Origin of the sequence: Nonomuraea sp. NPDC052265 (assembly GCF_044547985.1) — a bacterium.
Classification (GTDB): domain Bacteria; phylum Actinomycetota; class Actinomycetes; order Streptosporangiales; family Streptosporangiaceae; genus Nonomuraea.
In genome coordinates this window covers 798,840-824,876 of the sequence record NZ_JBIUBJ010000001.1, presented here as the reverse complement: position 1 = coordinate 824,876, position 26,037 = coordinate 798,840, and the positions used below count along the sequence as shown (strand labels likewise).

29 protein-coding genes and 2 pseudogenes are annotated in these 26,037 nt (G+C 71.5%); 18 read left to right on the top strand and 13 right to left on the bottom strand.

Going from position 1 to position 26,037, the window contains the following annotated elements; genetic code table 11:
* Positions 1-30 precede the first annotated feature (30 nt).
* From ACIHAD_RS03855 to ACIHAD_RS03840, 4 genes and pseudogenes are all read left to right on the top strand, one after another.
* Positions 31-530 (top strand): annotated as a pseudogene (locus tag ACIHAD_RS03855) (phosphotransferase).
* A gap of 175 nt (positions 531-705) precedes the next feature.
* Positions 706-1,401 (top strand): annotated as a pseudogene (locus ACIHAD_RS03850) (alpha-xylosidase); the annotation flags it as partial.
* Positions 1,296-1,658: a carbohydrate-binding protein gene (locus tag ACIHAD_RS03845; RefSeq protein WP_397353041.1), complete on the top strand. Its 363-nt coding sequence runs from the start codon at positions 1,296-1,298 to the stop codon at positions 1,656-1,658. The pseudogene ACIHAD_RS03850 and the gene ACIHAD_RS03845, both read left to right, overlap by 106 nt.
* A gap of 756 nt (positions 1,659-2,414) precedes the next feature.
* Positions 2,415-5,108, top strand: a complete 2,694-nt coding sequence (locus tag ACIHAD_RS03840) for a cellulose binding domain-containing protein (RefSeq protein WP_397352804.1) — start codon at positions 2,415-2,417, stop codon at positions 5,106-5,108.
* Positions 5,109-5,272: 164 nt separating this feature from the next.
* Here ACIHAD_RS03840 and ACIHAD_RS03835 read toward each other — a convergent pair whose 3' ends face one another.
* Entirely contained in the window at positions 5,273-5,818 is a 546-nt protein-coding gene (locus tag ACIHAD_RS03835; protein WP_397352803.1) for a TIGR03086 family metal-binding protein, read from the bottom strand.
* On the opposite strand from ACIHAD_RS03835, the gene ACIHAD_RS03830 reads away from it, so the two are divergent.
* Both ACIHAD_RS03830 and ACIHAD_RS03825 read left to right on the top strand, forming a co-directional pair.
* The gene (locus ACIHAD_RS03830) at positions 5,817-6,230 is read left to right on the top strand and encodes a DUF6597 domain-containing transcriptional factor (protein ID WP_397352802.1); all 414 of its coding nucleotides are present in this window, start codon (positions 5,817-5,819) and stop codon (positions 6,228-6,230) included. The genes ACIHAD_RS03835 and ACIHAD_RS03830 overlap by 2 nt on opposite strands.
* Positions 6,182-6,400 (top strand): helix-turn-helix domain-containing protein, encoded by a 219-nt coding sequence (locus tag ACIHAD_RS03825; RefSeq protein WP_397353040.1) that lies wholly within the window; start codon positions 6,182-6,184, stop codon positions 6,398-6,400. The genes ACIHAD_RS03830 and ACIHAD_RS03825 overlap by 49 nt, the downstream gene beginning before the upstream one ends.
* A 52-nt stretch (positions 6,401-6,452) precedes the next feature.
* On the opposite strand, the gene ACIHAD_RS03820 is transcribed toward ACIHAD_RS03825, so the two are convergent.
* From ACIHAD_RS03820 to ACIHAD_RS03810, 3 genes are read right to left on the bottom strand one after another with little or no spacing between them, the layout of a single operon-like run.
* Entirely contained in the window at positions 6,453-6,794 is a 342-nt protein-coding gene (locus ACIHAD_RS03820) for a DUF5713 family protein (protein ID WP_397352801.1), read from the bottom strand.
* A gap of 42 nt (positions 6,795-6,836) precedes the next feature.
* Positions 6,837-7,016, bottom strand: a complete 180-nt coding sequence (locus tag ACIHAD_RS03815) for a hypothetical protein (RefSeq protein WP_397352800.1) — start codon at positions 7,014-7,016, stop codon at positions 6,837-6,839.
* On the bottom strand, positions 6,992-7,309 hold the full coding sequence (locus tag ACIHAD_RS03810) for a hypothetical protein (RefSeq protein WP_397352798.1): 318 nt from the start codon (positions 7,307-7,309) through the stop codon (positions 6,992-6,994). Before ACIHAD_RS03810 ends, ACIHAD_RS03815 begins: the two co-directional genes overlap by 25 nt.
* An 80-nt stretch (positions 7,310-7,389) precedes the next feature.
* Between ACIHAD_RS03810 and ACIHAD_RS03805 the strand changes: the two genes are divergently transcribed.
* From ACIHAD_RS03805 to ACIHAD_RS03795, 3 genes are all read left to right on the top strand, one after another.
* Positions 7,390-8,199, top strand: a complete 810-nt coding sequence (locus ACIHAD_RS03805) for a helix-turn-helix domain-containing protein (RefSeq protein WP_397352797.1) — start codon at positions 7,390-7,392, stop codon at positions 8,197-8,199.
* A 105-nt stretch (positions 8,200-8,304) separates the two neighbouring features.
* The gene (locus tag ACIHAD_RS03800) at positions 8,305-8,694 is read left to right on the top strand and encodes a VOC family protein (RefSeq protein WP_397352796.1); all 390 of its coding nucleotides are present in this window, start codon (positions 8,305-8,307) and stop codon (positions 8,692-8,694) included.
* Positions 8,695-8,727: 33 nt separating this feature from the next.
* Positions 8,728-8,946: a GNAT family N-acetyltransferase gene (locus tag ACIHAD_RS03795; protein ID WP_397353039.1), complete on the top strand. Its 219-nt coding sequence runs from the start codon at positions 8,728-8,730 to the stop codon at positions 8,944-8,946.
* On the opposite strand, the gene ACIHAD_RS03790 is transcribed toward ACIHAD_RS03795, so the two are convergent.
* On the bottom strand, positions 8,880-9,257 hold the full coding sequence (locus tag ACIHAD_RS03790; RefSeq protein ID WP_397352795.1) for a hypothetical protein: 378 nt from the start codon (positions 9,255-9,257) through the stop codon (positions 8,880-8,882). The two genes, ACIHAD_RS03795 and ACIHAD_RS03790, sit on opposite strands and share 67 nt — an antisense overlap.
* 168 nt (positions 9,258-9,425) lie before the next feature.
* On the opposite strand from ACIHAD_RS03790, the gene sigJ reads away from it, so the two are divergent.
* Entirely contained in the window at positions 9,426-10,322 is an 897-nt protein-coding gene (gene sigJ / locus ACIHAD_RS03785) for an RNA polymerase sigma factor SigJ (RefSeq protein ID WP_397352794.1), read from the top strand.
* Between the two features lie 65 nt (positions 10,323-10,387).
* Positions 10,388-10,888 (top strand): carboxymuconolactone decarboxylase family protein, encoded by a 501-nt coding sequence (locus tag ACIHAD_RS03780; RefSeq protein WP_397352793.1) that lies wholly within the window; start codon positions 10,388-10,390, stop codon positions 10,886-10,888.
* A 9-nt stretch (positions 10,889-10,897) separates the two neighbouring features.
* On the opposite strand, the gene ACIHAD_RS03775 is transcribed toward ACIHAD_RS03780, so the two are convergent.
* The 7 genes from ACIHAD_RS03775 to ACIHAD_RS03745 form a co-directional block, all read right to left on the bottom strand.
* Positions 10,898-11,659, bottom strand: a complete 762-nt coding sequence (locus ACIHAD_RS03775; RefSeq protein WP_397352792.1) for a PIG-L deacetylase family protein — start codon at positions 11,657-11,659, stop codon at positions 10,898-10,900.
* 8 nt (positions 11,660-11,667) lie between these two features.
* Positions 11,668-12,804, bottom strand: coding sequence for an ROK family protein (locus tag ACIHAD_RS03770; protein ID WP_397352790.1), 1,137 nt, complete (start codon positions 12,802-12,804; stop codon positions 11,668-11,670).
* Between the two features lie 2 nt (positions 12,805-12,806).
* On the bottom strand, positions 12,807-13,628 hold the full coding sequence (locus ACIHAD_RS03765) for a carbohydrate ABC transporter permease (RefSeq protein WP_397352789.1): 822 nt from the start codon (positions 13,626-13,628) through the stop codon (positions 12,807-12,809).
* A gap of 1 nt (position 13,629) precedes the next feature.
* The gene (locus ACIHAD_RS03760) at positions 13,630-14,511 is read right to left on the bottom strand and encodes a carbohydrate ABC transporter permease (RefSeq protein ID WP_397352788.1); all 882 of its coding nucleotides are present in this window, start codon (positions 14,509-14,511) and stop codon (positions 13,630-13,632) included.
* Positions 14,512-14,514: 3 nt separating this feature from the next.
* Positions 14,515-15,942, bottom strand: a complete 1,428-nt coding sequence (gene ngcE, locus ACIHAD_RS03755) for an N-acetylglucosamine/diacetylchitobiose ABC transporter substrate-binding protein (protein WP_397352787.1) — start codon at positions 15,940-15,942, stop codon at positions 14,515-14,517.
* Between the two features lie 90 nt (positions 15,943-16,032).
* Complete coding sequence (locus tag ACIHAD_RS03750; protein WP_397352786.1) at positions 16,033-16,989, bottom strand: N-acetylglucosamine kinase; 957 nt, start codon at positions 16,987-16,989, stop codon at positions 16,033-16,035.
* Positions 16,983-18,233 (bottom strand): 6-phospho-beta-glucosidase, encoded by a 1,251-nt coding sequence (locus ACIHAD_RS03745; protein WP_397352785.1) that lies wholly within the window; start codon positions 18,231-18,233, stop codon positions 16,983-16,985. The genes ACIHAD_RS03750 and ACIHAD_RS03745 overlap by 7 nt, the downstream gene beginning before the upstream one ends.
* 178 nt (positions 18,234-18,411) lie before the next feature.
* Here ACIHAD_RS03745 and ACIHAD_RS03740 point away from each other — a divergent pair, with 178 nt between their 5' ends.
* The 7 genes from ACIHAD_RS03740 to ACIHAD_RS03710 all read left to right on the top strand — a co-directional run bounded on the left by ACIHAD_RS03740 (position 18,412) and on the right by ACIHAD_RS03710 (position 24,518).
* The gene (locus ACIHAD_RS03740; protein WP_397352784.1) at positions 18,412-19,011 is read left to right on the top strand and encodes a dihydrofolate reductase family protein; all 600 of its coding nucleotides are present in this window, start codon (positions 18,412-18,414) and stop codon (positions 19,009-19,011) included.
* 740 nt (positions 19,012-19,751) lie between these two features.
* Positions 19,752-20,264 carry a DUF5753 domain-containing protein gene (locus ACIHAD_RS03735; protein ID WP_397352783.1) on the top strand — a complete coding sequence of 171 codons (513 nt, stop codon included), beginning with the start codon at positions 19,752-19,754 and terminating at the stop codon, positions 20,262-20,264.
* The gene (locus tag ACIHAD_RS03730; RefSeq protein ID WP_397352782.1) at positions 20,252-20,458 is read left to right on the top strand and encodes a DUF397 domain-containing protein; all 207 of its coding nucleotides are present in this window, start codon (positions 20,252-20,254) and stop codon (positions 20,456-20,458) included. Before ACIHAD_RS03735 ends, ACIHAD_RS03730 begins: the two co-directional genes overlap by 13 nt.
* A gap of 355 nt (positions 20,459-20,813) precedes the next feature.
* Positions 20,814-22,025: an ROK family protein gene (locus ACIHAD_RS03725; protein WP_397352781.1), complete on the top strand. Its 1,212-nt coding sequence runs from the start codon at positions 20,814-20,816 to the stop codon at positions 22,023-22,025.
* 104 nt (positions 22,026-22,129) lie between these two features.
* Positions 22,130-23,023 (top strand): glycoside hydrolase family 3 protein, encoded by an 894-nt coding sequence (locus ACIHAD_RS03720; protein ID WP_397352780.1) that lies wholly within the window; start codon positions 22,130-22,132, stop codon positions 23,021-23,023.
* Positions 22,921-23,517 (top strand): fibronectin type III-like domain-contianing protein, encoded by a 597-nt coding sequence (locus ACIHAD_RS03715; protein WP_397353038.1) that lies wholly within the window; start codon positions 22,921-22,923, stop codon positions 23,515-23,517. The genes ACIHAD_RS03720 and ACIHAD_RS03715 overlap by 103 nt, the downstream gene beginning before the upstream one ends.
* The gene (locus ACIHAD_RS03710; RefSeq protein WP_397352779.1) at positions 23,514-24,518 is read left to right on the top strand and encodes a LacI family DNA-binding transcriptional regulator; all 1,005 of its coding nucleotides are present in this window, start codon (positions 23,514-23,516) and stop codon (positions 24,516-24,518) included. The genes ACIHAD_RS03715 and ACIHAD_RS03710 overlap by 4 nt, the downstream gene beginning before the upstream one ends.
* A 96-nt stretch (positions 24,519-24,614) precedes the next feature.
* Here the strand turns inward: ACIHAD_RS03710 and ACIHAD_RS03705 are convergent, their stop codons facing one another.
* Positions 24,615-26,015: a hypothetical protein gene (locus ACIHAD_RS03705; RefSeq protein ID WP_397352778.1), complete on the bottom strand. Its 1,401-nt coding sequence runs from the start codon at positions 26,013-26,015 to the stop codon at positions 24,615-24,617.
* Positions 26,016-26,037 lie beyond the last annotated feature (22 nt).

The window sequence follows — 26,037 nt, the reverse complement described above, 5'->3', positions numbered from 1 at the left end:
GCCGTGACACGCCTGACGGGGGTCCTGGGGATGGATCGCGCCCTGCTGAGCCGGCTGCTGCCGGGCGTCGACCCGGAGGATCTCACCGTCCGTCAAGGGCAGTTCCACCAGGTGGTGATCGGCGCGGACCGGGTCGTGTGCCTGCCCCGCACCGAGGCCGCCGCCACCCGGCTGCCGCAGAGGGCCGCCGTCCTGCGCCTGCTCGCCGGGTTCGGGCTCGGCTTCCGTACGCCTCGGCCACTGTCGGAGGGCGGCGCCCACGGCGCGGACCGGTTCCTGGTTCTCAGCCGCGTTCCCGGAGCCCCGCTGGAGGTCGAAGCACTCGCAGATCCCCGGGTGGCCGAGGCCGCGAGGCCGGCCACGGCACCCGTTTCCTGAACCGGGTACTCGCGCTGGGCGGCTGGCCGGACGGCGCGATGGCCACCCGTATCGCCGTCATCCGCGCAACCTTCGCCCTGCAGCAGGCCCTGTCCGCGCACCGGGACGGTGACGAGGAAGAACTGGCGGACGGCCTGACCGGCTACCGCTGAACCCGGCCCCGCTGCTGACGGACGCCGTCCCCGAAGACGACAACACGTGAAGCCGCGCGGGTCGTCCTGACCCGCGCGGCTTCCTCGTTGTGCGGGAGCGGTCGAGCTGTTGATTTTTGTTGGTATGGAAGCCAAACTAATTGCCGAGTCGGATCGGCCCTGAAAAGGAGCTTTAATGCCCTTTCGCCCCCCGCTGGTCGCGCACGAGTACTTCGTCGCGGACCCGCCCGAACTGCCGGTACGCGCGCCCGGCGAGGGCGGCCTGTCCGCGGTGACGGGAGCCGAGCCGGTCGCCGCCGGCGGCTCGGAGGTGATGCTGAAGGCGGTCACGACGGCGGAGGAGACGCTGGTCGTCCAGGTCGGCGTGGCCGGGGAGGGCGTCATCCGGGTGCGGTTGTCGCAGGACGCCACCGCCCGGCCGCGCTCGGAGGCCGCCCTGCCCCTGGTCCGGCCGGGCTCCTACGCGCAGGCGCGGGTGACCGCGGGGGAGCCGATCGTGGTCGACGCGGGCTCGCTGCGGGCCGAGATCCGGCTCGCGCCCTTCTATCTGCGTTTCACGGACGCCGCCGGGCGCACCCTGGTCGAGCAGGACCGCGGGCACACCGACATCAGCGGCCGGCTGCGCACGCTGCCGTTCGGCCGCTCCTCGGCGGGCGGGACGGCGGTCGCCTACCACGAGAGCTTCGCGGCGGCGCCGGACGAGGCGTTCGCCGGGTTCGGGGAGTCGTTCGCGCGGCTGGACAAGCGCGGGCAGCGGCCCCTGATGTGGAACTTCGACGCCTTCGGCGCGGAGTCGCAGCGGGCCTACAAGAACATCCCGCTGTACCTGTCGAGCAGGGGCTACGGCGTGCTGGTGGACAGCGGGGCGCCGATCGAGTTCGACATGTGCCGGTCCACGCACAGCGTCGTGCAGATCGTGGTGCCCGACGACGTCATGGACTACTACGTGCTGGCCGGGCCGACGCCAGCTCGCCGACCGGCGCGCTGCTCGGCACGGCCGCCGTGCCGGCGACCGGCGGGGTCTACCGGTGGGACACGGTCACCGCGACCGTGCGGCCCGGCAAGGGCGCCGTGTACCTGGTCTTCAAGGGCGACCTGCGGCTCAGGGACTTCTCGCTGGCCCGCTGACCCGCGCTTGCGTCCACCCGCATTGGATAGTAGCGTTATCCAAGTTCGGATAACGCTACTATCCAATGAGGTGTTACGGGTGACGGTGATCGTTCTCTTGGTGGCAACGCTGGGCTTCCGGTTGCTGGGCGTGCTCGGGGTGCGGCGGTTCGGCGCGTGGCAGGTGTCCGTGGCGCACGGGCTGGCGGTCATGCTGGTCATGACGGGAAGCGCGCACTTCGTCCCCGAAGGTGTGACCTTCATGCCGAACCATGGCGACCTGGTGCGCATGGTGCCGCCCTTCGTGCCGTTCCCCGCCGCGATGGTCCACCTGACCGGCGTGTTCGAGCTGGCCGGGGCGCTCGGGCTGGTGCTGCCCGGCACGCGCAGGGCCGCCGGGCTCTGCCTGGCCCTGCTGTTCGTCCTCCTGCTTCCGGCGAACGTCTACGCGGCGGTCTCCGGCGTGCCCTTCGCGGGCGGGGAGGCGACGCCGTTGTGGGAGCGGATCCCGGAGCAGGTTCTGTACATCGCCGCGGCGCTCGTCGCCGTCGGACGGCGTGCCGTCCCTGCTCAGGAGAGTGCCGAGCACGTCGCTGCCGTTCGTTAATTCGTTGTTTGACCAAACTATTGACCATCGGGTCGCCCGTGTGTGAGCCTCTTGGTTGATAGCTCATGCGCGAAGGCGCGGTGACGGTCAGGGTCCTGCAATCTGGTCGTGCATGGCGGTCGTCTGAAGCCGTGGGGCGCCTTGTGGCGTGCCTGGAAAGGAAGCCGCGCATGCGAAGAAGGTTGTTCGTCATGCTCGCGACCGCCGCCGTCCTGCTGGTGGCCGCGGTCGTGCGGATGTCGCCGGTCTCGGCCGTGGCGTCGGATCCGTACGCGTTCAAGAACGTGCGGATCGACGGTGGCGGGTTCGTGCCGGGGATCGTTTTCAACCAGACCGAGAAGAACCTCGTCTACGCCCGTACCGACATCGGCGGGGCGTACCGGTGGAACCAGTCGAACAAGTCGTGGACCCCCTTGCTCGACTGGGTCGGCTATGACAAATGGGGCTACAACGGCGTGATCAGCCTCGCCACCGACCCCGTGGAGACCAACCGCCTGTACGCCGCCGCCGGCATGTACACCAACAGCTGGGACCCCAACAACGGCGCGATCCTCCGTTCCACCGACAAGGGCGACAACTGGCAGGTCACGCCCCTGCCGTTCAAGCTCGGCGGCAACATGCCCGGCCGCGGCATGGGCGAGGCCCTGTCGGTGGACCCGAACAAGAACAGCGTGCTCTACCTCGGCGCTCCCAACGACAACGGCCTGTGGCGCAGCACGGACTACGGCGCGACCTGGGCCAAGGTGACGAGCTTCCCCAACGCCGGCACCTACGCCCAGGACCCGAACGACGCCAACGGCTACCTCAGCCACAAGCCCGGCGTGCTCTGGGTGACCTACGACCCGCGCTCGTCGGCCAAGGGCAGCGCCACCAGGACCATCTACGTGGGCGTCGCCGACAAGGCGAACAGCGTCTACCGCAGCACCGACGCCGGCGCCACCTGGGCCCGCCTCCCCGGCCAGCCGACCGGCCACCTGCCGCACAAGGGCGTGCTCGACACCGTGAACGGCTACCTCTACCTCGCCACCAGCGACACCGGCGGCCCGTACGACGGCGCCAAGGGCGAGGTCTGGCGCTACGCCACCGCGACCGGCACGTGGACCCAGATCAGCCCCGTCGCCTCGTCGAGCAGCGACGACTACTTCGGCTACAGCGGCCTGACCATCGACCGGCAACACCCCGGCACGATCATGGTCGCCACCCAGATCGCCTGGTGGCCGGACGTGATCTTCTTCCGCTCCACCGACTCCGGCGCCACCTGGACCCGGGTCTGGGACTGGACGTCGTACCCGAACCGCAGCTTCCGCTACAAGATGGACATCACCGAGGACCCGTGGCTGACCTTCGGCGCCAACCCGCAACCGCCGGAGGTCACGCCCAAGCTCGGCTGGATGACCGAGTCGCTGGAGATCGACCCGTTCGACTCCAACAGGATGATGTACGGCACCGGCGCCACGATCTACGGCACCGAGGACCTCACGAAGTGGGACTCCGGCGCCCAGTTCACGATCAGGCCCATGGCGAGGGGGCTGGAGGAGACCGCCGTGCTCGACCTGATCAGCCCGCCGAGCGGCGCGCCGCTGGTCAGCGGCCTGGGTGACATCGGCGGCTTCCGGCACGCCAACCTGGACGCGGTGCCGTCCATGATGTTCACCGCGCCGGTCTTCACCTCCACCACCAGCCTCGACTACGCCGAGAGGTCGCCCTCGGTCATGGTCAGGGCGGGCAGCTTCACCGACGCGGACCGTCCCGGCGACAGCCACGTCGCCTTCTCCACCGACGGCGGCGCGAACTGGTTCCAGGGCGGCGAGCCCGGCGGCGTCAACGAGGGCGGCACGGTCGCGGCCGCCGCCGACGGCTCCCGCTTCGTGTGGGCGCCCAAGGGCGTCGCCCCGGTCTACTCGGCCGGCTACGGCAACTCCTGGCAACCGGCCGCCGGCCTGCCCACGGACGCCGTCGTGGAGTCGGATCGGGTGAACCCGGCCAGGTTCTACGGCCTGAGCGGCGGCCGGCTCTACCTCAGCACGAACGGCGGCGCCGCCTTCACCGCCACCGCGGCCACCGGCCTGCCCGCGACCTGTAAGTTCAAGGCCGTGCCCGGCGTCGAGGGCGACGTCTGGGTGGCCGGCGAGGGCGGCCTGTGGCACTCCACGAACAGCGGCACGTCCTTCGCCAAGGTGCCCGGGGTCACCGGGTCGGTCAACGTCGGCTTCGGCAAGGCGGCGCCCGGCGGGACGTACCTGGCGGTCTTCACCGTGGCCACCATCGGCGGTGTCACGGGCCTGTACCGCTCCGACGACGCCGGCGCGAGCTGGGTGCGCGTCAACGACGACAAGCACCAGTGGGGCAACATGGGCGAGGCCCTGACCGGCGACCCGCGCGTCTACGGCCGCGTCTACCTGGGCACCAACGGCCGCGGCATCCTGTACGGCGACCGCACCGGCCCCGTCGTCACCCCGACCGCGACCCCGACCCCGCCCGCGACCCCCACCGTGACCCCGACCGTCACCCCCACGGCGACCCCGACCGTCACGCCGACCGTCACCCCCACCACGGGCTCGGGCTGCGCCGCCACCTACACCCCCGGCAACTCCTGGCCCGGTGGCTTCCAGGCGGAGGTCACGGTCAGGAACACCGGCGCCACCGCCACCAGGTCGTGGAAGGTCACCTGGACCTACGGCGGCGACCAGAAGATCACCCAGCTCTGGAGCGGCACCCTGACCCAGTCCAGCGCGAACGTGACCGTCACCGACGCCGGCTACAACGGCACCCTCCAGCCGAACGCCATCACGTCCTTCGGCTTCACCGGCGCCTACTCCGGCACCAACACCCCACCCGCCACCCTCACCTGCACCCCGGGCTGACCTCCGGCCCCACCACCGACCTGGGAGGCGCTGCGTCGTGCGCGCTCACGCAGCGCCTCCCAGGGGCCCGCCGACGGGTCCCGCGGGGGCGCTGCGCGCATTTGGGAGCTGCCGCGGCGCCCCCTTCGCCGGTGAGCCGCCGGGTCCCCGCACCGGCCGGAAGGTCAGGGCTTCCAGGCCGGGTCGCGGCCGATCAGGCCGATCAGGCGGTCGAACGGCGGGGCGTCGTCCGGCACCGCCACCGGCGGCCCGAACGCCCCGCGCCGCCTGCCCATCTCCACCGTCTCCTCGGTGAACCGCAGCCCCCGGGACACCGCCTCCGCGTCCGGTTCGTACGCCTGGCCGGTGGCCCTGGCCAGGTCCCAGCCGTGGACGACCATGTCGACCAGCCACAGGTGGGCCACCATGGTCATCGGCAGGCCGCCCAGCGCGGCGCACGTGCCCTCCCACGCCTCCGGCCGCGACCAGGCGGCCAGCATGCGCCGGGACCGTTCCGGGAAGTCACCCGCGTACGGGCCCTGCTCGGTGCGCTCCCCGCCGCGCGCCAGCGACTCGAACATCTCCGCCACCCATTCCAGGTGGTTGACCAGCGCCTTGACGTCGAACTCCGCGCAGGGCGTCGGGGACCCGAACTGCTCGGGCCGCACCGCGGTCACCAGACTCGCGGTCCGGCCGGTGACACGGGTCATCAGCGGCATCATGTCTTCCATGGCAGACATGGTGTCCCGCCTGCCCGAGGCGCGGCTTGTAGAAACGCGACAGCGCGGCTGGGTCAACCCGTACGCGGGGCTCGCCGCCTTCGACTTCGCGCGCCAGGCGCCGACGCCGGAGCAGGCGGCGTACGTCGACCACTTCTGGGTCGTCACCTGGACCGACCTCGCCGAGCCGTACGAGCAGCGCATCCTGTCGCACCCGACCGTGAACATGACGATCGTCCAGGACTTCCACCAGATCGCGGGCGTGATCGACGGCGGTTTCTCGTACACGATGCGGGGCAGCGGCCGGGCGCTCGGCACCCGCTTCCGCCCCGGCGGCTTCCGGACGTTCCTCGGCGGGGCCGGTCGGTCCGCTCCCTGCAACGGCTGTTCCGGGACTATGTCGGCATCGGCCCTAAATGGGTGATCCGCCGCTTCCGGCTGCACGAGGCCGCCGAACGCGTGCACCAGGGCCTCGACCTCGCCACGCTCGCCGCCGAGCTCGGCTACACCGACCAGGCCCACCTGACCCGCGACTTCACGGCCGCCGTCGGCATGCCGCCCGCGGCCTACGCCCGGCTCAACACCCGGACCTGACGCCCGCGGCCTACGCCCGGCTCGCCCCCGGGACCTGACGTCTCCGGGCGGGTCACCACTCGCGTGGGGCGATCAGCTCCTCCACGTCCGCGTCGGGGAAGCCGTAGGTCGAGGCCACGAACCAGAACTCCTCGCCGATCGCGTCGCGCGCGACGGTCTCGATCTCGCTGCCGGCCTCGTGGAACTCCTCGTCGAGCTCGTTGAACTCCTCCGTCGCGGCGTGCGTCAGCGCGTAGAGGGCCGCCAGATCGGCGGGCCGCTCGGTCTCGACGCGCTCGCACAGCCGCAGCAGGACGGCCCTGCCCTTGTCGACGACGTGATCGGGGTAGTAGCCGTCGTCGTACATGGCCTTGAGGAAGGCGTGGCCGATCACCTGCGGATGCGTGGGGGACATCCCCGATCTCCTGTTCCGTGCGGTCGCGGTCTGACGGCTCGATCATGCACCGCGCGACCGACAGAATCCGCCGGGCCGGGGTCGGCGCATCAGCTCGTACGCCGCGTGCGCCGTGATCCCGTACGCGAGGTGCGGGACCACGTCGGAGACCCACGCGCCCGCCGGCCACTCGCGCGGATGGGTGACGTCGAGCAGCGTCAGCGGCACGTTCGAGCCGGACATGGCCAGAGCGGTGAGCGCCAGCACGCAACCGGCCACGACCTGCGCCGCCCCGACAGGACCCCGTAGGCGATCCCGGTCGCGTACCCCATGAGCGAACCCAGTGCCTCGGTGCGGTTGGCGGCCCGGTCGCCGTCGCCGAGGTCGGTGTGCGTCAGGTCGGACAGCTTCTCCACGGCCTGCCGCGGCGTGCTGCTCGCGGCCCGCGCCCGGACGAGCATGTCCAGGTAGGAGACGGTGTTGAGCGCCGTGGTGCCTGCCGCTCCCGCGATCAGTCCCTTGACGAGTGTGTGCATGCCCTGGCCGCCACCCCGCCCGGCCTGCCCTGCACCCGCACGTCGAACCTGCGGCGTCCGGGGGCCCGTACTGTGGTGAGGTGAGCGCTGATGGCATGCCCGCCGCGCTGTCGCCGTACGTGACGGCGCTGGCCGCCTACGACCTCGGGCCCGGCTCGGGCGGGGTTCATCGCGGGTTGCCGTCGTCCACGGTGTCGATCACGATCCCGGAGGCGGACCCGGTCGACATCGCATGGGTCGGGCGGCCGGGCGCGGGGCGGCGGCTGCGGGCCGCCGTGGCCGGGCTGCACCTGGACGCGGCCGAGCTGAGGCAGCGAGGGTGCACGCGCGGGGTGTGGCTGACGCTCACCCCGCCGGGCGCCGCCGCGCTGCTCGGGGTCCCCGCGTCGGCGCTGGCCGGGGAGGTGGCCGAGCTCGCCGACGTCGTCCCGTCGCTGGCCGACCTGCCCGAGCGCCTGGCGGCCTGCCGGTCCTGGGCGCAGCGCCGCGCCCTCGTCGAACGCCGCCTGCTGGCCGGCCTGTCCCGGCACGGCGATCGCGCCGCCCGCCGTTCGTCCCGCGCCGCGCTCGCGGCCCTGTCCGGGACCGACCGGGTCGAGGAGGCCGCCCGGCTCCTCGGGTGCTCGCGGCGCCACCTGAGCAGCGCGGTGCGCGCGGAGTTCGGGGTGACGCCGAAGGAGTACCAGCGGCTCGTCCGCTTCGAGGCCGCCCGGGCGCGGCTCGTGGCCGCCGCGCGGTCCGGCGCGGCCGGGCTGGCGGACGTGGCCGCCGCGTCGGGCTTCGCCGACCAGGCCCACCTCACCCGGGAGTGGCGCGCCATGGCCGGCTGCACCCCCACGGAATGGCTACGCACCGAAGGCCCAGCCCCCCAGCCTCGAACCACGCCGTAACACCAGCCCCGCCCCTGCCCCTCGCCATGCTGACGTCCGCGACCTGCGAGGGGTCGTTCCCAGATGTTCAAGACCCCCGCCGCCACGCGCCGCCACGATGGCCGCATGAACGTGAACCTCATTCCTCGTCTGATCGTGCCCGACCCCGACCGGGCCTCCGCCTTCTACCAGGACACCATGGGAGCCGAGCAGGTGTTCCGCGCCGGCCAGGGCGACGACGGGCGGCCCGCCGTCATCGAGCACCGCCTCGGGAACGCCGCGTTCCGGGTCTCACCCGCCGTCGCCTCGTGGGGCTGGCTGTCGCCGGACGATCTGGGCGGCTCCCCGGTGCTCCTGGAGATCGAGGTCGGCGACCCCGACGCCGTCGGCAAGCGCATGACCGCCCAGGGGGCGCAGGCGGTCGTGCCGATCGAGAACCGCCCCTACGGCAAGCGCTCGGGCCGCCTCCGCGACCCGTACGGCCACCTGTGGATCATCACCGGAGACCTGCGCTGAAGCACCGGCGACGAGGACGCCTACGTCGGCGAGCTGGCCGTCGCCCCCGAGGCCGTCCGTGGCGGTCTGGGGCGCCGGCTCATGGCGGCGGCCGAGGAGTGGGCGCGTGACCAGGGGCTGCGTCACGTCACCCTGGAGACCGGGGCGGCCAACACGACCGCCCGCCGTTTCTACGCGGCTCTCGGCTACACCGAGGAGGGCGTGCGGCTGACCCGGTCGCTGGACCGCGCCGTCCAGGCCCGGCTGAGCTGAAGCACGCTTCCGGCGAACAGCAGCACGCCCAGCGGCACGTGCAGGGTCGTCACGTGCGCGATGCCCAGCGCGACCTGGGCGCTGACCAGTACCAGGAACCCCGCCGCGTGCATGATCGGCTTCGGGGAGCCGCCGCCCGGCCGCCACGCCAGGATCGCGGCGACCAGGTGCAGCACCGCCACGACGAACACCGTGTACGCGGCGGCACTGTGCATCGGCTGGCCGTTGGGCACCGACAGCAGTAGTCCGGCGGTGACCGGCGCGGCGAACAGGGCCAGGGTCTGCAGGGTGATCGCGACACGTAGCAACATGGGGAACTCCTCGGCCGCCGGGTGGTGGCGGCCCGCTTCTGGGGCTTGCCTTCGATAGTCCGACGACGTGACCGCCGGGAATGTGAGGTGGCGCGGTGACCTCACGATCGGAGGCGCTGTCTCGTCGGACACACTAGGGCAAAAGCGACTAAGGGAGTCGTCCACACCATGAGCACCGCATCCGACCCGAGCCTGGACGCGATCATGAGCGAGCGCAGGCAGCTCATCAACCTCGCCTACCGCCTCCTCGGCTCGCTGGCCGACGCAGAAGACGTCGTCCAGGAGACCTACACCCGCTGGTACGCCATGTCCCGGCAGCGGCAGGAGGCCATCGAGTCGCCGGGCGCCTGGCTGACCAGGGTCGCCGGCCGCATCTGCCTGGACCAGCTCGGCTCGGCCCGCGCCCGCCGCGAGCGCTACGTGGGCGAGTGGATCCCCGAACCGCTGCCCGACCGCAGCGAGTGGCCCGGCGACGACCCGGCCGACCGGGTCACCCTGGACGAGTCGGTCAACATGGCCTTCCTCGTCGTGCTGGAGTCGATGACACCGGCCGAGCGGGTCGCGTTCGTCCTGCACGACGTCTTCCGCTACCCCTTCGCCGAGGTGGCGGAGATCGTCGGACGCACCCCGGCCGCCTGCCGCAAGCTGGCCTCCTCCGCCCGCCACCGCATCGACGCCGCGCGGACCTCGGTCGCGACGCCCGTGGCCCGGCAGGCCGGCATCGTCCGCGAGTTCAAGCAGGCGTGGGAGGCCAAGGACATCGAGGCCCTCATCGCCCTCCTGGACCCCGACGTGGTCGGCGTCGCCGACGGCGGCGGCGTGGTCAACGCCGTGCTGCGGCCGGTCGAGGGCGCCGACAGGCTCGCCCGTCTCACCATCGACATCGGCACCCGGGTGCCGTCCATGACGCTGCTGGAGCGCACGGTCAACGGCCGGCCCGGCCTGGTGGCCCAGCGGGACGGCGTCACCGTGATGGTCATGGCCTTCGACGTGGCCGACGACCGGATCACGCGGCTGTGGGCGGTACGCAACCCCGACAAGCTCCACCCCTGGACGGCGGCGTAGCCCTCACATTCCCGGCCGTCACGTCGTCGGACCGTCGAGAGACGAACACAGACGAAGGGAAGCCGATGTCCACGACGACCGAGCAGGAGAACCTCCAGTCGCGTCTGCCCGATCCCTCCAGGTTCTTCCCCGAGCTGGGAGAGATCGCCGTCGCCATGACCAAGGCCACCCGCAACGGCGCGATCCCCGGGACCACCGTCGGCCTGGTGCAACTGCGCGCCGGGCAGATCGTCGGCAGCACGTACCACACGGTCCGGCAGTCCGACCTGTTGCGCAGGGCGGGGGAGCCGGACGAGCGCCTGGCCGCCGTGGCGTCGTGGCGGGACGCCCCCTACTTCTCCGGCGCCGAACGGGTGGCGCTGGAGCTGGTGGAGGCGGTGCTCACCGCGAACCCGTCCGGGGAACGCGTCCCGGACGAGCTGTACGCCAGGGCGGCGGCCCACTACGACGACAAGGCCCTGTGGACGCTCGTCCTGGCGATCAGCCAGATCTGCTTCTTCATCCCCGTCGCCGCCATCGCCAAGCCGATCCCCGGCAAGGCCCCCGGCAAGAATTACACCGGCTGAGGCGGACGGCTACGCGGCCGGTTCGCGGGTCCCGGCGAGAAGGCGCCTGGCCTCCTCCACGTCGGCCTTCCTGCCGTAGCCGGCGAGCTGGAAGGTCTCCTCCTGCGCGAAGTCCGCCCAGTGTTCGAGCACGAACGCCCGTCCCGCCGCGACGTCGCCGGGCGGGGGCGCCTGGTCCAGGAAGCCCCGCTGCCACGGCGCGAACTCCAGGAACTGGGAGGCGTGGGCCAGGCACGCGTCCAGCTTGGCCGTCAGCACCGGGGAGACGTCCACCACCACGTCGGGCCGGTGTACGGGGGCGGAGGCGTAGTCCGTCATGAGCAGGCACAGCGGCATGCGCTCCAGGGGCGGCTTGCCCACCTCCAGGTTGCGCGTCATCGCGAACTCGACCGCGTGCGCGGCCAATTGCCCGGCGGCCCGGTTGTCGGGGTGGCCGCCGCCGTCGGCGTGCAGGGCGATCACCAGGTCGGGCCGCCAGGCGCGGATCTGCGCCAGCACCCGCAACCGCAGCTCGACGGTGGCTTCCAGCATGCCGTCGTGCACGTCGAAGATCTCGTAGTCCACCACGCCCAGGGCGTCGGCCGCGCGCCAGGCCTCCTGGGCGCGGCGGCGGGCCAGCGGGCCGCGCTCCAGCACGTGGTGCCCGGCGTCGCCGTTGGTGAGCGTCAGGAACTTCACCGCGTGGCCGGCCCGTGCCAGCAGCGCGGCCGTGCCGCCCGCGTAGATCTCGGGCTCGTCGGGATGAGCGGCGATCACGAGGGTTCTCAACATGTGCGTCCTTAGGGGTTGGATTCACCGGTACGGCCGGCCGTCCCGGCTTGGAAGACCCGCTCGCGGGTCAGGTCCAGGGCGTAGCAGAGGGCACCGTCGAGCACGGCGTTGCCGCGCGCGGCGCTGAGGGCGACGGTCACCGGCACCAGCGGCGTCGAGGCCAGGCGGTCGGCGACCCGCGCCCTGAGCGGCTCGCCTCCCGCGACGCACAGCGGCCCGGCCAGCACGACCAGGCCCGGGTCCAGCACCCCGATCGCGGCCGTCACGCCGAGCGCCACCCGTGCGGCGGCGTCGTCGAGGAAGCCCGGGTGGGCGTCGGCCAGCGTCCGGCTCACGGCGGTCAGCGTGGGTTCGGCAGCCAGGCCGTGCGCCTCGGCCAGCGCGGCCAGCGGCTCGGCGCCGAGCAGCGCGCCGAGCGGCCCGCCGTCCTGCCCGTAGCGGCGGCCGGTGGTGACCGGGTCGGGCACGATGACCGAGCCGACCTCGCCGCCGCGCCCGGTGACGCCGCGCCAGAGCCCGCCGTTCAGCACGACTCCCGCGCCGACCCCGCCGCCCACCCAGAGCAGGACGAAACTGCTGTCCTCGTGCTCCTGGAGCTCCCGGATGGCGACGAGGTTGACGTCGTTCTCCAGGCGGACGTTGCCCGGCAGGTCGTCCAGGCCGGTCCAGCCGGAGAGCTGCACGGCCTGCCGCAGCCGCCTGCCGTCGGCCTCCACCACGCCGGGGACGCCCACCACGACCTGGTCGAGCTCGTCCAGGGCGAACCCGGCCGCGCCGAGCGTCTCGGCCAGCAGCCGCCGGGCGTCGCCGGTCGCCTCGGTCCGGTGGCCGCCGACCACCCGGCCGGTCAGGTCGGCGACCGACACCTCGATCGAGCTGGTGGTGAGGTCGACCCCCGCGACGCGCGCGGCCGTGCCGTCGAGCTGCCACATCTGGGCGGCGGGCCCGGCGTTGCCCGGTTTGTGGCCGGCCTTCCTGGCCAGCCCGCTGTTCTCCAGCCTGCGCAGCACCTCGGCCGCCGACGCCTTGGACAGGCCCGTGTGCAGTTCCAGCTCGGCGCGGGTGAGTCCGCCGTGCTCAAGGAGCAGGGTGAGCGCGGCGCGCTCGTTGAGCGTACGGAAGACGGTGGGGTTTCCCGAAGACATGCCTACTTCAGCGCTCCTGATGTCAGCCCGGACTGGATATGTCGCTGGAAGACGATATAGACCAGCACAACGGGAAGCACGGTCATGCTGAGTGCGGCGAACAGTCCGGGCCAGTCGGCCTCGTACCCGGCGATGGTGGAGATGTCGGCCACGCCCTGGGTGATGACCCACAAACTCTTGTCGCCGGGCAGCAGGACCAGCGGGATGAGGTACTGGTTCCACTGGCCGAGCACGTTGAAGATGGTCAGGCTGACCAGCGCGGGCCGGGCCATGGGCAGCATGACCTGGAAGAACGCGCGGGTGTGCGAGGCGCCGTCGATCATCGCCGCCTCGGCCACCGCGTCCGGCAGGGCCCTGAAGAAGGACGTCAGGAAGAACACCGTGAACGGCAGCGAGTAGGCGACGTAGACCAGCACCAGGCCGACATGGCTGTTGAGCAGCCCCAGCCCGTCCACCACGAAGAACAGCGGCACGAGCGCCAGGAAGACGGGGAAGGCCATGCCGGAGACGAACAGGAAGTAGACCAGCCGGTTGCCCGGGAAGCGGTAGCGGGCCAGCACGTACGCGGCCATCGAGCTGAGCAGCATCGTCCCGGCCACGCCGAAGAAGACCACGATGACCGTGTTGAGCAGGTAGCGGCCGATGTTGGCCCGCTCCCAGGCCCGCGCCCAGTTGTCCCAGCGCAGCTCGCCGGGCAGTTGCAGGGCATCGCCGAAGATCTCGGCGTTGCTCTTGAACGACGCCAGCAGGGTCCACAGCAGCGGGGCGATGATGAGCAGCGCCCAGAGGCCAAGAACGGCCTGGATGCTGATTTTTCGGAACATTTCAGTAGACGACCTTCTGGCGGCGGGTCACGCGCAACGTCAGCGCGGCGAAGGTGAGGGTCAGGAAGAACAGCGCCACGCCCATGGCCGAGGCGTAGCCGAACCGGGAGTAGGAGAAGGCATTCTTGTAGATCTCCGTGGCCAGCACGGTGGTCGCGCCGTCCGGGCCGCCCTGCTCCACCGACAGCACGTTGACCAGCGCGAACCCGTCGAACGCGGCGATCCCGAGATAGACCCAGGCCACCTGGACGGTGTCCCAGACGAGGGGCAGCGTGATGGAGAAGAACGTGCGCAGCCGTCCGGCGCCGTCGAGGGCGGCCGCCTCGAACACGTCCTTCGGGATGGCCGCCATCCCGGCCGAGAACAGCACGACGTAGAAGCCGACCGCCTGCCACACCATCACCGCGATGATCGACCACAGCGCCAGGTCCTGGTCCGTCAGCCAGCCGACCGGCTCGACGCCCAGCTTCGCCAGCGCGCCGTTCAGGACGCCGCTCGCGTCCGGCCGGTAGACGGCCTTGAACAGCACCCCGACCACCGCGACCGCCAGCACCTGCGGCAGGAAGAAGATCACCCGGTAGATCCGCGCCCCCGGCGTGCCCGCCGAGTCCCCGAGCAGGTACGCGAAGACCAGCGCGAGGGCGATCGTCACCAGCGGCAGTGTGACCAGCAGGACCGCGTGGTTGCGGACCGCCTGCCAGAACGTGTCGTTGCCGAGCATCCGCCGGAAGTTGTCCAGGCCGACGAAGTTCAGGTTCGCCGACACCCCGCGCCAGTCGGTCAGCGCGATCTGGAACGCCTGGACGTACGGGCTGATCACGAAGACCGCGTAGAGGATCACGGGCAGGGCGAGGAAGCCCGCGACGAAGCCGTGCCGCCTCATCGCTCAGACGCTCCGGGTCTGCTTGGCGATCGACGGATCGGCCTTGAGCTCGTCGGCCTTCTTCTGCATGTTGGCGCAGAACTGCTCCGGCGTGATCCGTCCGGACATCACCGAGTTGGTCTGGACCTGCCCGTGGTCGAACAGCTCCTTGTACCAGCCCTCGAAGCGGGCGTCGGTGATGATGTCCGTCCCGGCGGCCTCCTGGGCCTTGGCGGCGCTGCGCACCGCCGAGGTCAGGTCGAGGCCGTCGACCACGCCGTTGACGACGGTGAGGTTCTTGGTCATCTCGGTGTAGCCGCGCGCGCCCTCTCGCGACACCATCAGGCGCAGGTACTCCAGGCCGCCCTGCGGGTTCTTGCCCTTGGCCGCGACGAAGAACGCCTCGCTCACCCCGATCATGATCGCCTCGTACGGCATCGCGTCGGCGGCGGTGATGCCGGGGACCGGGGCGATCGCGTACTCGAAGGAGGCCGGCCGGTCCTTGGCCATCTCGTTCTCCAGCCACGAGCCGCAGGGGTAGAACAGCACCTTGTCCTGAAGGTGTTTGACCTGCGTCTGGGTGTGGTCCAGCCCGAAGTACGCCTTGTCGCCGAAGTCGCGCTGCACCTGCGCCCACGCCGCGACGGCCTGCCGTACGGGCTCGGCCTGCCAGGCGCCGTCGGCGAGGTTGTCGATGTCGACGATCACCTTGTTGCCGCCGATCTTGGCGGCGCTGTAGACCAGGTTCCAGAGCTGGTAGAAGGGCCCGACCTGGCCGGGGTAGGCGAACAGCGCGATGCCGGCCTTCTTGGCCTCCTCGCCGAGGGCGTTGAACTCCGCCCACGTCTTCGGCGCCTGCCAGCCGCGCTGCTCGAACAGCTTGGCGTTGTACCACAGGGCGCGGTGGGCGACCGTGTACTGCAGCACCCGTGGCACGCCGTCGATCAGGGAGTTCTCGTAGACCCCGCCGACCAGCGTGTCGCGCACCTTCTTGGCCGGGTCCACCAGCGAGGGGGCGTCGAACAGCGGCGTCAGGTCGGCGAGGTGCCCCTCGGCGACGAGCGACTGCAGGTCCAGGGCGTCGGGGCCGGAGTTGTTGACCACGTCGGGCGCGTCGCCGCTGATGAAGCGGGGGCGGAGCTGCGTGCCCACCTTCTGCGTCGGCACGTGGTTGATCTTCGCGGTCTTGTACGCCTTGCTGTACAGGGCCTCGTGCAGGCCGGTCGCGTAGCCGTCGCCGTTGCCGCCGCTGAAGATCACGACTTCCAGCGGCCTGGCGGCGTCCACGCCGAGGGGGTTGGCGGCCGAGGTGGGGGCGGCCGAGGTGGAGGCGACCGGACCGGCGGACCGGCCCGTGGCGCACGCGGCGAGCAGCCCGGCGCCCGGGCCCGCCGCGAGGGCGGTGAATCCGATACGTCGAAGAACCTCACGTCGGCTGGGGGTGGTGGACATGGGTGGCCTCCTTGACCGCCAACCGTCCGGATACCTTCCAGACGGTTGGCGGCTGACTCTAGACTTACCGCCCCACGTGCGTCAATACCTCTAGAACTGCGCTCGGAGTCGAGCCTTGGCCTCCTCGGAGGCCCCGATTCGGTCCAGACCGTTCAGCGCGGCGCCCACGATCGGTGGCTGGTCGGGGATGACCTGCTTGGCCAGCGGAGCCCGTACGGCGAACCGCTCCTCCAGCATCGCGACCAGCAGAGGGATGCGCGCGCGCAGCACGCCCCCGCCGAGCACGACCTCCGTCGGGGTGTCCAGCAGGTCCAGCCGGCGCAGGCACACCTCGGCCATCACCACGATCTCGTCGGCCAGCCGGGTGACCAGCTCCAGCGCGATCGCGTCAGCCGACGCGGCGGCCTCGAACACCCCGGGCGCGAACCCGGTCAGGTGATGCCGCTCGATCTGCCCGAAATGCACGCCGAGCACGACCTCCTCGACCGTCCGCGTGCCGAAGTGCGCCGTGATCAGGCCGGTCAGCGCGGTCGGCGCGCCCCGGCCGTCCTCTGCGCGGACGGCGTGCCACAACGCCTCCTCGGCCAGGCCGCCGCCCCCGCCCCAGTCGCCGCTGATCCGGCCGAGCGAGGGGAAGCGGGCCACCCGGCCCGTGGGCGAGACGCCGACCGCGTTGATGCCCGCGCCGCACACCACCGCGACGCCGCTCGGCCCGGACGCCCCCGAACGCAGCAGCGCGAAGCTGTCGTTCCCCACGACGACGTCGGCCGCCATGCCGCGCGCGCGGAACTCGGCCGCGAGGGCCTCCTCCTCCACCGGCAGATCGGCCCCGGCCAGGTAGGCGCAGAGCCGGTCGGCGTACGGGGGAGCGGCCACCGGGCCGAGCGCCCGCCTGACCGCCTCCGCCACGACGTCCACGGCCGCCGGCACGCCGACGGTCTGCGGCTCGAACGGCCCGCCGTCGCCCTGGGCCAGGATCGTGCCGTCCTCGGAGAGCACGACGACGTGGGTCTTGCTGTTGCCCGCGTCCACGGCGATGATCACCATGACAGGTACCGCTCGTTCGCCGCCAGCAGCAGGCCGGTCAGCTCGTCCGCGACGGCCTCCTGGCCGACCAGCGGATGGGCCAGCAACGCGTTGCGGACCCGGTCCGCGCCGCCGTGCAGCGCCGCGTCGAGCGCCAGCTCCTCGTACGCCGAGACGTTCGCGATCAGGCCCGCGTACAGCGGCTCCACCGGATCGACCGGCAGCGGCGCCGCCCCGGACACCGAGACCCTGGCCGGGACCTCGATGACCGCCTCGTCGCGCAGGAACGGCAGCGTCCCGTCGTTGCGGGTGTTGACCACCTGGACGTCGCCCCGGTCGCCGAGCAGCGAGGCGATCAGCGCGACCGCCGCCTCCGAGTAGTAGGCGCCGCCGCGCTCGTCCAGCAGGTCCGGCTTGGTGTCCACGGCCGGGTCGGCGTACAGCTCCAGGAGCTGCTGCTCCATCGCCGCGACCTCCGCCGCCCGCGACGGCTTGGCCCGCTGCTCGGACACCACCAGGTCGTGGGCGTAGAAGTAGCGCAGGTAGTAGGACGGGACCGCCTGGAGCCTGCGCAGCAGCCCGACGGGCAGGCCCAGGTCGTCGGCCAGCTCCTGCCCGTGCTCGGCGAGCAGTCGCGGCAGCACGTCCACGCCGTCGACCAGGACCGACCGCTCCCACGTCAGGTGGTTGAGCCCGACGTGCCCGAGCGCGACCCGCTCCGGCGGCACGTCCAGGTGGCGGGCGAAGCGGCGCTGGAACCCGATCGCCACGTTGCACAGGCCGATCGCGCGGTGCCCCGCGTCCAGCAGCGCCCTGGTGACGATGCCGACCGGGTTGGTGAAGTCGACGATCCAGGCGTCGGGCGCGTGGGCGCGTACCTGCTCGGCCAGTTCGAGCACGACCGGGACCGTGCGCAGGGCCTTGGCCAGCCCGCCCGCCCCGGTCGTCTCCTGTCCGACGCAGCCGCACTGCAACGGCAGCGTCTCGTCCACGTTCCGCGCGGCCTGGCCGCCCACCCTGAGCTGGAAGAGCACGGCGTCCGCGCCCGCCACCCCCTCGGCCACGTCGGCGGTGGCGACCACCTCGGCCGGGTGCCCGGCCCTGCGCAACATCCTGCGGGACACGCCCGCCACCAGGTCGAGCCGCGCGGCGTCCGGATCGATCAGGGTGATCTCGGTGAGCGGCAGCTCGTCGCGCAGCCGGGCGAAGCCGTCGATGAGCTCGGGGGTGTAGGTCGAACCGCCCCCGATCACGGCGAGTCTCATACGTGCTCCTTCAATTAGGAAACTTTCCTAACCGCCGAACCTACCCGACCTGTCTCCTTCCGACTCCTCCCACCCCGTTCCGGGAAATTTCCCGATGCCATGTCGAGAGTCCGGCCCCGGCTCCGACTCATCGGTGAAGGCGCCGGACGGGCGCCACGGACACACAGGAGGAACCGGGATGAGCAAGGTCACCTGCGACATGGGCATGTCCCTCGACGGCTACGTGGCGGGCCTGAACCAGAGCCTGGACAACCCGTTCGGCGAGGGCGTGGGCGACCGGCTGCACCAGTGGATGTTCGAGGAGCCCGAGCGGCACGCCGAGGTGATCGAGGGCATCACGGCGGCCGGGGCGTTCATCATGGGCCGCAACATGTTCGACCCCGGCCGCGGCGACTGGAACCTGGACTGGACCGGCTGGTGGGGCGAGGAGCCGCCGTACCACGCGCCGACGTTCGTCCTCACCCACCACCCGCGCGAGCCGCTGACGATGAAGGGCGGCACGACCTTCTTCTTCGTCACGGACGGGATCGAAGCCGCCCTGACCCGGGCCCGCGAGGCCGCGGGCGACCGCGACGTCTCCATCGCCGGCGGCGCCGCCACCGTCAACCAGTACCTGGCCGCCGGTCACATCGACGAACTCCGCCTGCACGTCGCCCCCGTGATCCTGGGCAGGGGCGAACGCCTCCTGGCCGACGCCGGCGACATCACCCTCACCCCGACCGCACCCCCCACGGGCACCGCTTTGGTCACCCACCTGACCTACCAGGTGCTCCGCTAGCAGGGGCCTCACCTCGGGTGTCCGGCCCATGCGACATCACGATCAGGCGTACGTCGATCACGGCGGACAGTCGGCTCAGCCCTGTCCGCCTCCGCGAGGTCACGATCGAGACCGGGTTCTTGTTCGCGAACTCCCCTCAGGAGCCATCGGCGGGTGCGACGGTCCGGAGATCGGCCCATCCGACGCGGTGACCGTGCCGTTCGACGACGTGCGTGCCGCACCTGACCGACAACGCGGCCACCAGGCCGAGGCCATGACCTGATTTCCCGCAAGGACTCCACCTCCAGAGGGGCGAAGTGCGGTTCTCGTCCCGCCGTGCCCGGATCGACCACTTCAAGACGTACGAATCCGTCCCCGATCCCGAGCAGCACCGCGACCCAGTCACGCTCGGGGCCGGACGGCACATGTCTGACCGCGTTGGTCACCAATTCCGAGACGACCGTCGTCGCGTCGTCGCGAACCACCGGATCGACGTCGGCCGGCCAGCGCCGAATCGTCCGCCGACTTTCTCCGGGTGCCTGCTTCACCGCGCCCCAGCGTCATGCCTCTCCACCTGGAGATCGCACTGTTCCGATCCGGTATCTGCGTGGGCCTTGCTCGAAGTGACATGCATTCACCTCATGCGTTCGTGACGTTCCGCCGGGCCGATTCCCACGACAAAAGCGTTGTCGCTCGAATCCAGCATGAACTCTGACGCAATCCGATGGTGCTCCTGCCTCGCGAAACCTGTCAGACGCAAGGTGACTTCCTGGGATCCGCTGCTGATTCCCGGGATCTTGCAGACCGCCGACTACGCTCGCGCGATCTTCTCCAGGACGGCTCCGCAGGATCGTGTCGAAGAGCGCGTCCAAGCTCGCATGAAGCGGCTGAGGATCTTCGACAGCCCCGGCCCGCCGACCTTTCTCGCGCTCATCGACGAAGGAGTGCTGCACCGCCCGATCGGAGGGTCCGAAGTACTGGCGGAACAGCTCCACTACTTGCTGGACCTCACGCGTCATCCCCCTATCACCCTTCAATTGGTTCCCGTCGCCGCAGGCTGTGTGGCCGGCACCATGAGCGCGTTCGCGCTGGCGCGGCTGCGTGACGGTTCGGAGGTGGTCTCCGCTGACTCGGTCCTGTCCGGCTACGTCACTGGAGATCACGATGCGGTCATGCGCCTCAAGCAGAGATATGACACCATCAGAGCGGACGCACAGCCGAAGAACGTCACATCACAGGCGATTGAGGATGCGATCAGGAAATGGACCGGATAAGCCTCGATGGAGCGAAATGGCGCAAGTCCAGCGCCAGCGGTGACAACGGGCAGTGTGTGGAAGTCGCGACCAACATCCCGGGCGTGATCGCTGTCCGCGACAGCAAGAATCCACAAGTCCCGGCACTGATTTTCACCCCTGGGGAGTGGCAGGCGTTCCTGCGAGGGGTCAACCCGGGCGAGTTCGACGTCTGAGCAGGCGTTCCCGTGCTTCGGGAGTGTCGAGGCCGTGTCTCTGAGCCTCAGGCAAGAGGGCGTGTGAGTCGCCCGTTCCCGTCTTGGCGCGTCCCATCGGAAACCGGGATCGTGTCCGAGGGGTTCGGGACAGGTAGGTCCCTGCCGGGGGTGTGGGGGCTTGCCCCCACATGGACGCAGCCTGAGCTCCTGTCGCGCGAAGCGCGCCCCGGCGAAGCCCCTGAGCCCTGTCGTGCCTTCTCAGGTTAGGCTTAGTTGGTATTACGGCCAAACAAAGCGGCAGGTCCCCTCGTTGGGGAGTACACCCGGCCATGCGGCATGCTTGGATCACCTCTTGGCGGGAACGGGGCTGATATTGATCATTTCCACGGCCGGCCCGCAGCCGGCCGACTTCGCCGACGTACGGGCCACCAACCTCACGGTCGTGCTCCGGTTCGTCCGCGAGCACGCGCCCTGCTCGCGCGCCGACATCGCCGCCTCCACCGGCCTGAACAAGGCCACGGTGTCGAGCCTGGTCGCCGACCTGATCGACCGCCGGCTGGTCCGCGAGACCGGCCTGACCGAGAACCGGGTCGGACGGCCGGCCACGATGCTGATGCTGGACGGCTCGCCGTACGCGGCGATCGGGGTCGAGATCAACGTCGACCACGTCTCGGCCGTGGCCACCGACCTGGCGGGGGAGCGGCTGCTGACCTGGCGGCGGTCGTTCTCGGCCGGTGAGTCGGTCAACCAGGACATCGCCTCGGTCGCGGCGATCGTGCGGCGCGTGGTCAACCGCATGGCCAAGGAGGAACGCCAGATCCTCGGCCTGGCCGTGGCCGTGCCGGGCCTGGTCGACGTGCAGGGCACCGTACGCCTGGCGCCCAACCTCGGCTGGCGCGACGCCGACCTCGGGGGCGACCTGGCCAAGGCGCTGCGCGGCCCCGGCTTCCCCATCCAGGTCGACAACGACGGCAATCTGGCGGCCCTGGCCGAGCAGCGGTTCGGCGCGTACGCCGGCGCCTCCGACCTGGTCCACCTGACGGGCGAGGTGGGCGTGGGCGCGGGCGTCATCCTCGACGGCCGGCTGCGCAGGGGCGGGCTCGGCTACAGCGGCGAGATCGGGCACGTGCAGCTCGACCCCGACGGCCCCGAGTGCCACTGCGGCCGGCGCGGCTGCCTGGAGGCGATGGCGGGCATGGGCGCGATCCTGCGGCGGCGTGCGTCCCCGGCCGAGCTCCAGGTCGAGATCGAGGAGGTCGTCCGCCTGGCGCGGGCCGCCGATCCCGCCACGCTGGCCACGCTGGAGGCCGTCGGCACGAGCCTGGGCAGGGGCGTGGCGATCGTCGCCAACCTGCTCAACCCCGAGGTCGTGATCCTGGGCGGCTACTACGTCCCGCTCGCGCCCTGGCTGTTGCCCGCCGTCCAGGCGGAGCTGGCCGATCGGGTGATCGCCGAAGCCGCCGGAGGATGCCAGGTGGTGGCCTCGACGCTCGGCCACGACGCCGCCGCGCTGGGCGGTGCGGCCCGGGTGCTCGACAGCGTGGATTCGGGAAGATTGCCGGGAGGAATGGCGCGAATCCCTTGACCTAGGTCATCAGGAGGGCACCCTTCAGGGAACCCCATCGAAACGTTCGCGTCATTTCCCCAGGCCGGTTGTCGAAGCGCTTCGACACTTTCAGAGGGACGAACATGCCCGAACCCTTCCGCGACCCAGCGATCCCGCTGGCCGACCGGATCGCCGACCTGCTGGGCAGGCTGACGATCGAGGAGAAGGTCGGCCTGCTGCACCAGTACCAGGCCCCGGTGGAGCGGCTGGGCCTCGGCGCGTTCCGTACGGGCACCGAGGCGCTGCACGGCCTGGCCTGGCTCGGCCCGGCGACCGTGTTCCCGCAGGCCGTGGGGCTGGCCTCGTCCTGGGACCTGGACCTCGTCCGCCGGGTGGGGGAGGCCGTCGGCGAGGAGGTGGTGGCCTTCCACCACAAGGACCCGGCGGGCGCCGGGCTCAACGTGTGGGCGCCGGTGGTGAACCCGCTGCGCGACCCGCGCTGGGGGCGCAACGAGGAGGGCTACTCCGAGGATCCGTGGTTGACCGGCGTGCTGGCCACGTCCTTTTCGCGTGGCCTCACTGGGAGCGCTCCCACCGCGATGCGAACGGCCCCCACCCTCAAGCACTTCCTGGCCTACAACAACGAGACCGACCGCTGCGTGACCTCCAGCAACCTGCCGCCCCGCGTCCTGCGCGAGTACGAGCTGCCCGCCTTCAGACCGGCGATCGAGCAGGGCGTCGCGGTGGCCGTGATGCCCTCCTACAACCTGGTCAACGGCCGTCCCGCGCATCTCAGCCCGCTGATCGGGGAGGTGCTGCGGGCCTGGGCGCCGGGCGACCTCCTGGTGGTGAGTGACGCGTACGCGCCGGGCAACCTGACCGGGCTCCAGGCGTACCACGAAGCCACCAGCAGCGCTCGCGCGTCAAGCAGCCGCTGCGCCGCCTGCGCGGCTTCGACAAGGTCCGGCTCGCTCCCGGCGAGACCCGCACGGTCACCCTCACGCTGCCCGTCGCCGACCTGGCCTTCTGGGACGTGACCAGGAGCAGGTTCGTCGTGGAGCGCTCGACGTACCGGCTCATGCCCGGCCGCAGCGCCACCGACCTGCGCCTGAGCGCCTGCTTCGAGATCGAGGGCGAGACCGTCCCGCCCCGGTCGGGCCTGCTGCGCGCCGCCGACCACGACGAGTACGACGCGATCACGTTCGTGGACGAGGCCAAGGTCGCCGGCGACGCCGTGCGCTCGGAGGCCGAGGGCGCCTGGATCCTGTTCCGGCAGGTGGACCTCACCGGCGTCGCGGCCTGCGTGGCCAGGGCGGGCAGCGCCGAGGGCGGCGTGGTCACCGTGCGGCTCGGCGACCCCCTCTACGGCGACGTCCTGGCCGCCTTCCCGGTGCCGCGCACCGCCCGGTACGACTTCCACGACGTCCCCGCGGCGCTTGCGGCGGCCGGCGGCGTGCACGATGTTTATGTGGTGTTCGAGAACGACGGCGTGACCCTGGTCCACCTCGACCTCCTCGGAGCCGGGGCTTGAGCGGGCGCGCCGTCACGATCTCCGAGGTCGCCCGGCATGCCGGCGTGGCCGTCAGCACGGTGTCGTACGTGCTGAGCGGCAAACGCACGATCTCGGCCGGCACCCGCAGGCGCGTGCTCGACAGCATCAGCGTCCTCGGCTACCACCCCAACGCCGGCGCGCGGGCCCTGGCCAGCAAGCGGTCGAACGTGATCGCGCTGGTGCTGCCGCTGCGCGCGGGCATGCACGTGCCCGTGCTGATGCGTTTCGCCGGCGCCGTCGTCACCGCCGCCCGCCGGTACGACCACGACGTGCTGCTGCTCACGGCCGACGAGGGCGCCGCCGGGATCCGCCGCGTGGCCGCCAGCGCCATGGTCGACGCCCTGATCCTCATGGACGTCGAGCTGGACGACCGCCGCGTCCCGTTGCTGCGCGAGCTGACCGAGCCCAGCGTGCTCATCGGGTTCCCGGCCGAGCCCGCCGGGCTGACCTGCGTGGATCTCGACTTCGCCGCCGCGGGCGCGCGCTGCGTCGCCCACCTCGCCGAACGCGGCCACACCGAGATCGCCCTGCTCGGCGCGCCGTCGGTGGTGTACGAACGCGGCACCGGCTTCGCCGGGCGTACCCGCGAGGGCTTCGTGGCCGCCCTGGCCGGGCACGGCCTCAAGGGCACGGCCCTGGCCTGCGAGGAAACCTTCGACGAGGTCCACGAGACCCTGCGCGACCTGCTGCTCGACCGGCCGGAGCTGTCCGGGCTGGTCGTCCACAACGAGGCGGAGGCCGGGCACGTGCCGGCCGCGCTCAGGCAGCTCGGCAGGCGGGTGCCGCAGGACGTCGCGGTGGTCGCCATCTGCCCCGACGACGTGGCCGAACGCGCCAGCCCGCCCCTGACGTCGGTGCAGATCCCGGCCGAGGAGGTGGGCCGCGAGGCCGTCCGCCTGGTCATGGACAAGCTGGAGGGCCGGGCCGTGCCGGAGTCCACGCTCCTGGCCCCGCGCCTGGCCGTACGCGCCAGCACCTGAACCGCGCCCGGCTGCCGCGAGAACGGCGGGCCGGAACGCGAAAGGGCGCGCCCCCCCGGAAGGGAGGGCGCGCCCGTCAGGGTCGGCGCAGGGGGTTTACCAGTCGCCGCCGCCGAAGTCGCCACCGCCGAAGTCTCCGCCGCCGCCGCCGAAGTCGCCCCAGCCGCCGCCACCGCCGCCGCCGAGGTCGCCGCCGAAGTCGCCGCCGCCACCGAAGTCGCCGCCGCCGCCGTCCTGGTAGCCCTCGGCGTAACCGGCGCCGTAGCCGCCGCCGCCCCAGCCGCCGTGGAACATGCTGCCCATCATCGTGCCGATGAACATGCCGGTCATGATGTCGCCGAAGCCGCCGTAGTAGCCGTAGGCGTACGGCTGGTAGGCCGGGCCCGCGTCGTAGTAGGGGCGACGGTGACCGTCGACCATGACCTCGCGCATCTGCGGGTCGAAGCCGCGCTCGACGGCCTCGGCGTCCATCGCGCAGGCCGGCACGTCGCGCACCGCGCCGCCGGGCGGGGCCCAGCGCACGTCACGCGCGGACGGGCCGTGCTGCGGGTTGAAGAAGCAGGGGGCGCGCCGCTCGGGGATCGGCCGGTTGTTGACCTTGGCCTTCACCACGGCCAGCGCGTAGCGGCCGTCCTCAAGGGTCTGGGTGACCTCGCGGACCTGGTCGGCCCGCTGGACCGCGTTGAGCTGGACCTTGGCCTTCTCATAGGAATCGAGCGCCTGCTGCCACTCGGTGATGTGGCCGCCGCCCTGGCCGGCGAGGGTGACGTCGGTGTCGAGCTCGGTGATCTCCTCGCCCAGCTTGGTGACGTCCTCCTCCACGGTCTGCTTGACCGCGGCGAGGTCCTTGGCCTCCTGGATGGCGCGCTTCTTCTTCTTGTTCTTGGAGTACAGGAAGTAGCCGCCACCGCCGACCACCAGCAGCCCGAGCAGGGCCACCAGCGCGAACGTGCCGCCGGCGCCGGGGTTGGCCTGGCTGCTGGGGCTGAGGGCGCCGCTGCGGTCGTTCTTGCCCGCCGCGTCCACCCGGTTCGCGAAGTCCTTCACGCCCGCGACGATGTCGCCCGAGTTGGCGTTCGTCGAGAGCTTGACCAGCTGGCCGGCGAGGTTGTTCCGCAGGGCGTTGGACCCGGCGAACATCGTCTCGCCGTCGAACACCACGACCGTCACCTTGGGGCGACCGGCCTCGACCAGCGCCTTGCCCAGCGACGACAGGTACGGCCCGACGGTGGAGTTGTCAAAGGTGCCGTCGGGCAGCGCGACAGCGTAGATCTTGCTGTCGGCGTCCTTCAGCGTGTCATTGATGTCGCTCTGCTGGCTGGAGCTCAAGGGGGAGCCCGACACCACGTAGAGCGGGGCCTTCTTCCAGTTTTGCACCACACTTTGTGCGTCAGGTGGCGCCGCCGCGTTGGCGGCAGGGGACAGCGCAAGAACGACGAACAGCCCGGCGATCAGAGCCGCGATCGCGGCCCCTGCTCGGCGCAGCGAATGGGTCATTGGCAGCAAGCCTCCTTCGCCC

Bases quoted from the DNA above. Each gene is read 5' to 3' on its own strand.
- ACIHAD_RS03745 (WP_397352785.1), bottom strand. From the start codon at position 18,233: ATGAGACTCGCCGTGATCGGGGGCGGTTCGACCTACACCCCCGAGCTC.
- ACIHAD_RS03750 (WP_397352786.1), bottom strand. From the start codon at position 16,989: ATGGTGATCATCGCCGTGGACGCGGGCAACAGCAAGACCCACGTCGTC.
- ACIHAD_RS03790 (WP_397352795.1), bottom strand. From the start codon at position 9,257: ATGTTGCTACGTGTCGCGATCACCCTGCAGACCCTGGCCCTGTTCGCC.
- ACIHAD_RS03780 (WP_397352793.1), top strand. From the start codon at position 10,388: ATGTCCACGACGACCGAGCAGGAGAACCTCCAGTCGCGTCTGCCCGAT.
- ACIHAD_RS03770 (WP_397352790.1), bottom strand. From the start codon at position 12,804: ATGTCTTCGGGAAACCCCACCGTCTTCCGTACGCTCAACGAGCGCGCC.
- ACIHAD_RS03815 (WP_397352800.1), bottom strand. From the start codon at position 7,016: ATGTCCGGCTCGAACGTGCCGCTGACGCTGCTCGACGTCACCCATCCG.
- ngcE (WP_397352787.1), bottom strand. From the start codon at position 15,942: ATGTCCACCACCCCCAGCCGACGTGAGGTTCTTCGACGTATCGGATTC.
- ACIHAD_RS03760 (WP_397352788.1), bottom strand. From the start codon at position 14,511: ATGAGGCGGCACGGCTTCGTCGCGGGCTTCCTCGCCCTGCCCGTGATC.
- ACIHAD_RS03720 (WP_397352780.1), top strand. From the start codon at position 22,130: ATGCCCGAACCCTTCCGCGACCCAGCGATCCCGCTGGCCGACCGGATC.
- ACIHAD_RS03775 (WP_397352792.1), bottom strand. From the start codon at position 11,659: ATGTTGAGAACCCTCGTGATCGCCGCTCATCCCGACGAGCCCGAGATC.
- ACIHAD_RS03830 (WP_397352802.1), top strand. From the start codon at position 5,817: ATGGCAGACATGGTGTCCCGCCTGCCCGAGGCGCGGCTTGTAGAAACG.
- ACIHAD_RS03835 (WP_397352803.1), bottom strand. From the start codon at position 5,818: ATGGAAGACATGATGCCGCTGATGACCCGTGTCACCGGCCGGACCGCG.
- sigJ (WP_397352794.1), top strand. From the start codon at position 9,426: ATGAGCACCGCATCCGACCCGAGCCTGGACGCGATCATGAGCGAGCGC.
- ACIHAD_RS03740 (WP_397352784.1), top strand. From the start codon at position 18,412: ATGAGCAAGGTCACCTGCGACATGGGCATGTCCCTCGACGGCTACGTG.
- ACIHAD_RS03705 (WP_397352778.1), bottom strand. From the start codon at position 26,015: ATGACCCATTCGCTGCGCCGAGCAGGGGCCGCGATCGCGGCTCTGATC.
- ACIHAD_RS03800 (WP_397352796.1), top strand. From the start codon at position 8,305: ATGAACGTGAACCTCATTCCTCGTCTGATCGTGCCCGACCCCGACCGG.
- ACIHAD_RS03820 (WP_397352801.1), bottom strand. From the start codon at position 6,794: ATGTCCCCCACGCATCCGCAGGTGATCGGCCACGCCTTCCTCAAGGCC.
- ACIHAD_RS03765 (WP_397352789.1), bottom strand. From the start codon at position 13,628: ATGTTCCGAAAAATCAGCATCCAGGCCGTTCTTGGCCTCTGGGCGCTG.
- ACIHAD_RS03730 (WP_397352782.1), top strand. From the start codon at position 20,252: ATGGACCGGATAAGCCTCGATGGAGCGAAATGGCGCAAGTCCAGCGCC.
- ACIHAD_RS03840 (WP_397352804.1), top strand. From the start codon at position 2,415: ATGCGAAGAAGGTTGTTCGTCATGCTCGCGACCGCCGCCGTCCTGCTG.
- ACIHAD_RS03810 (WP_397352798.1), bottom strand. From the start codon at position 7,309: ATGCACACACTCGTCAAGGGACTGATCGCGGGAGCGGCAGGCACCACG.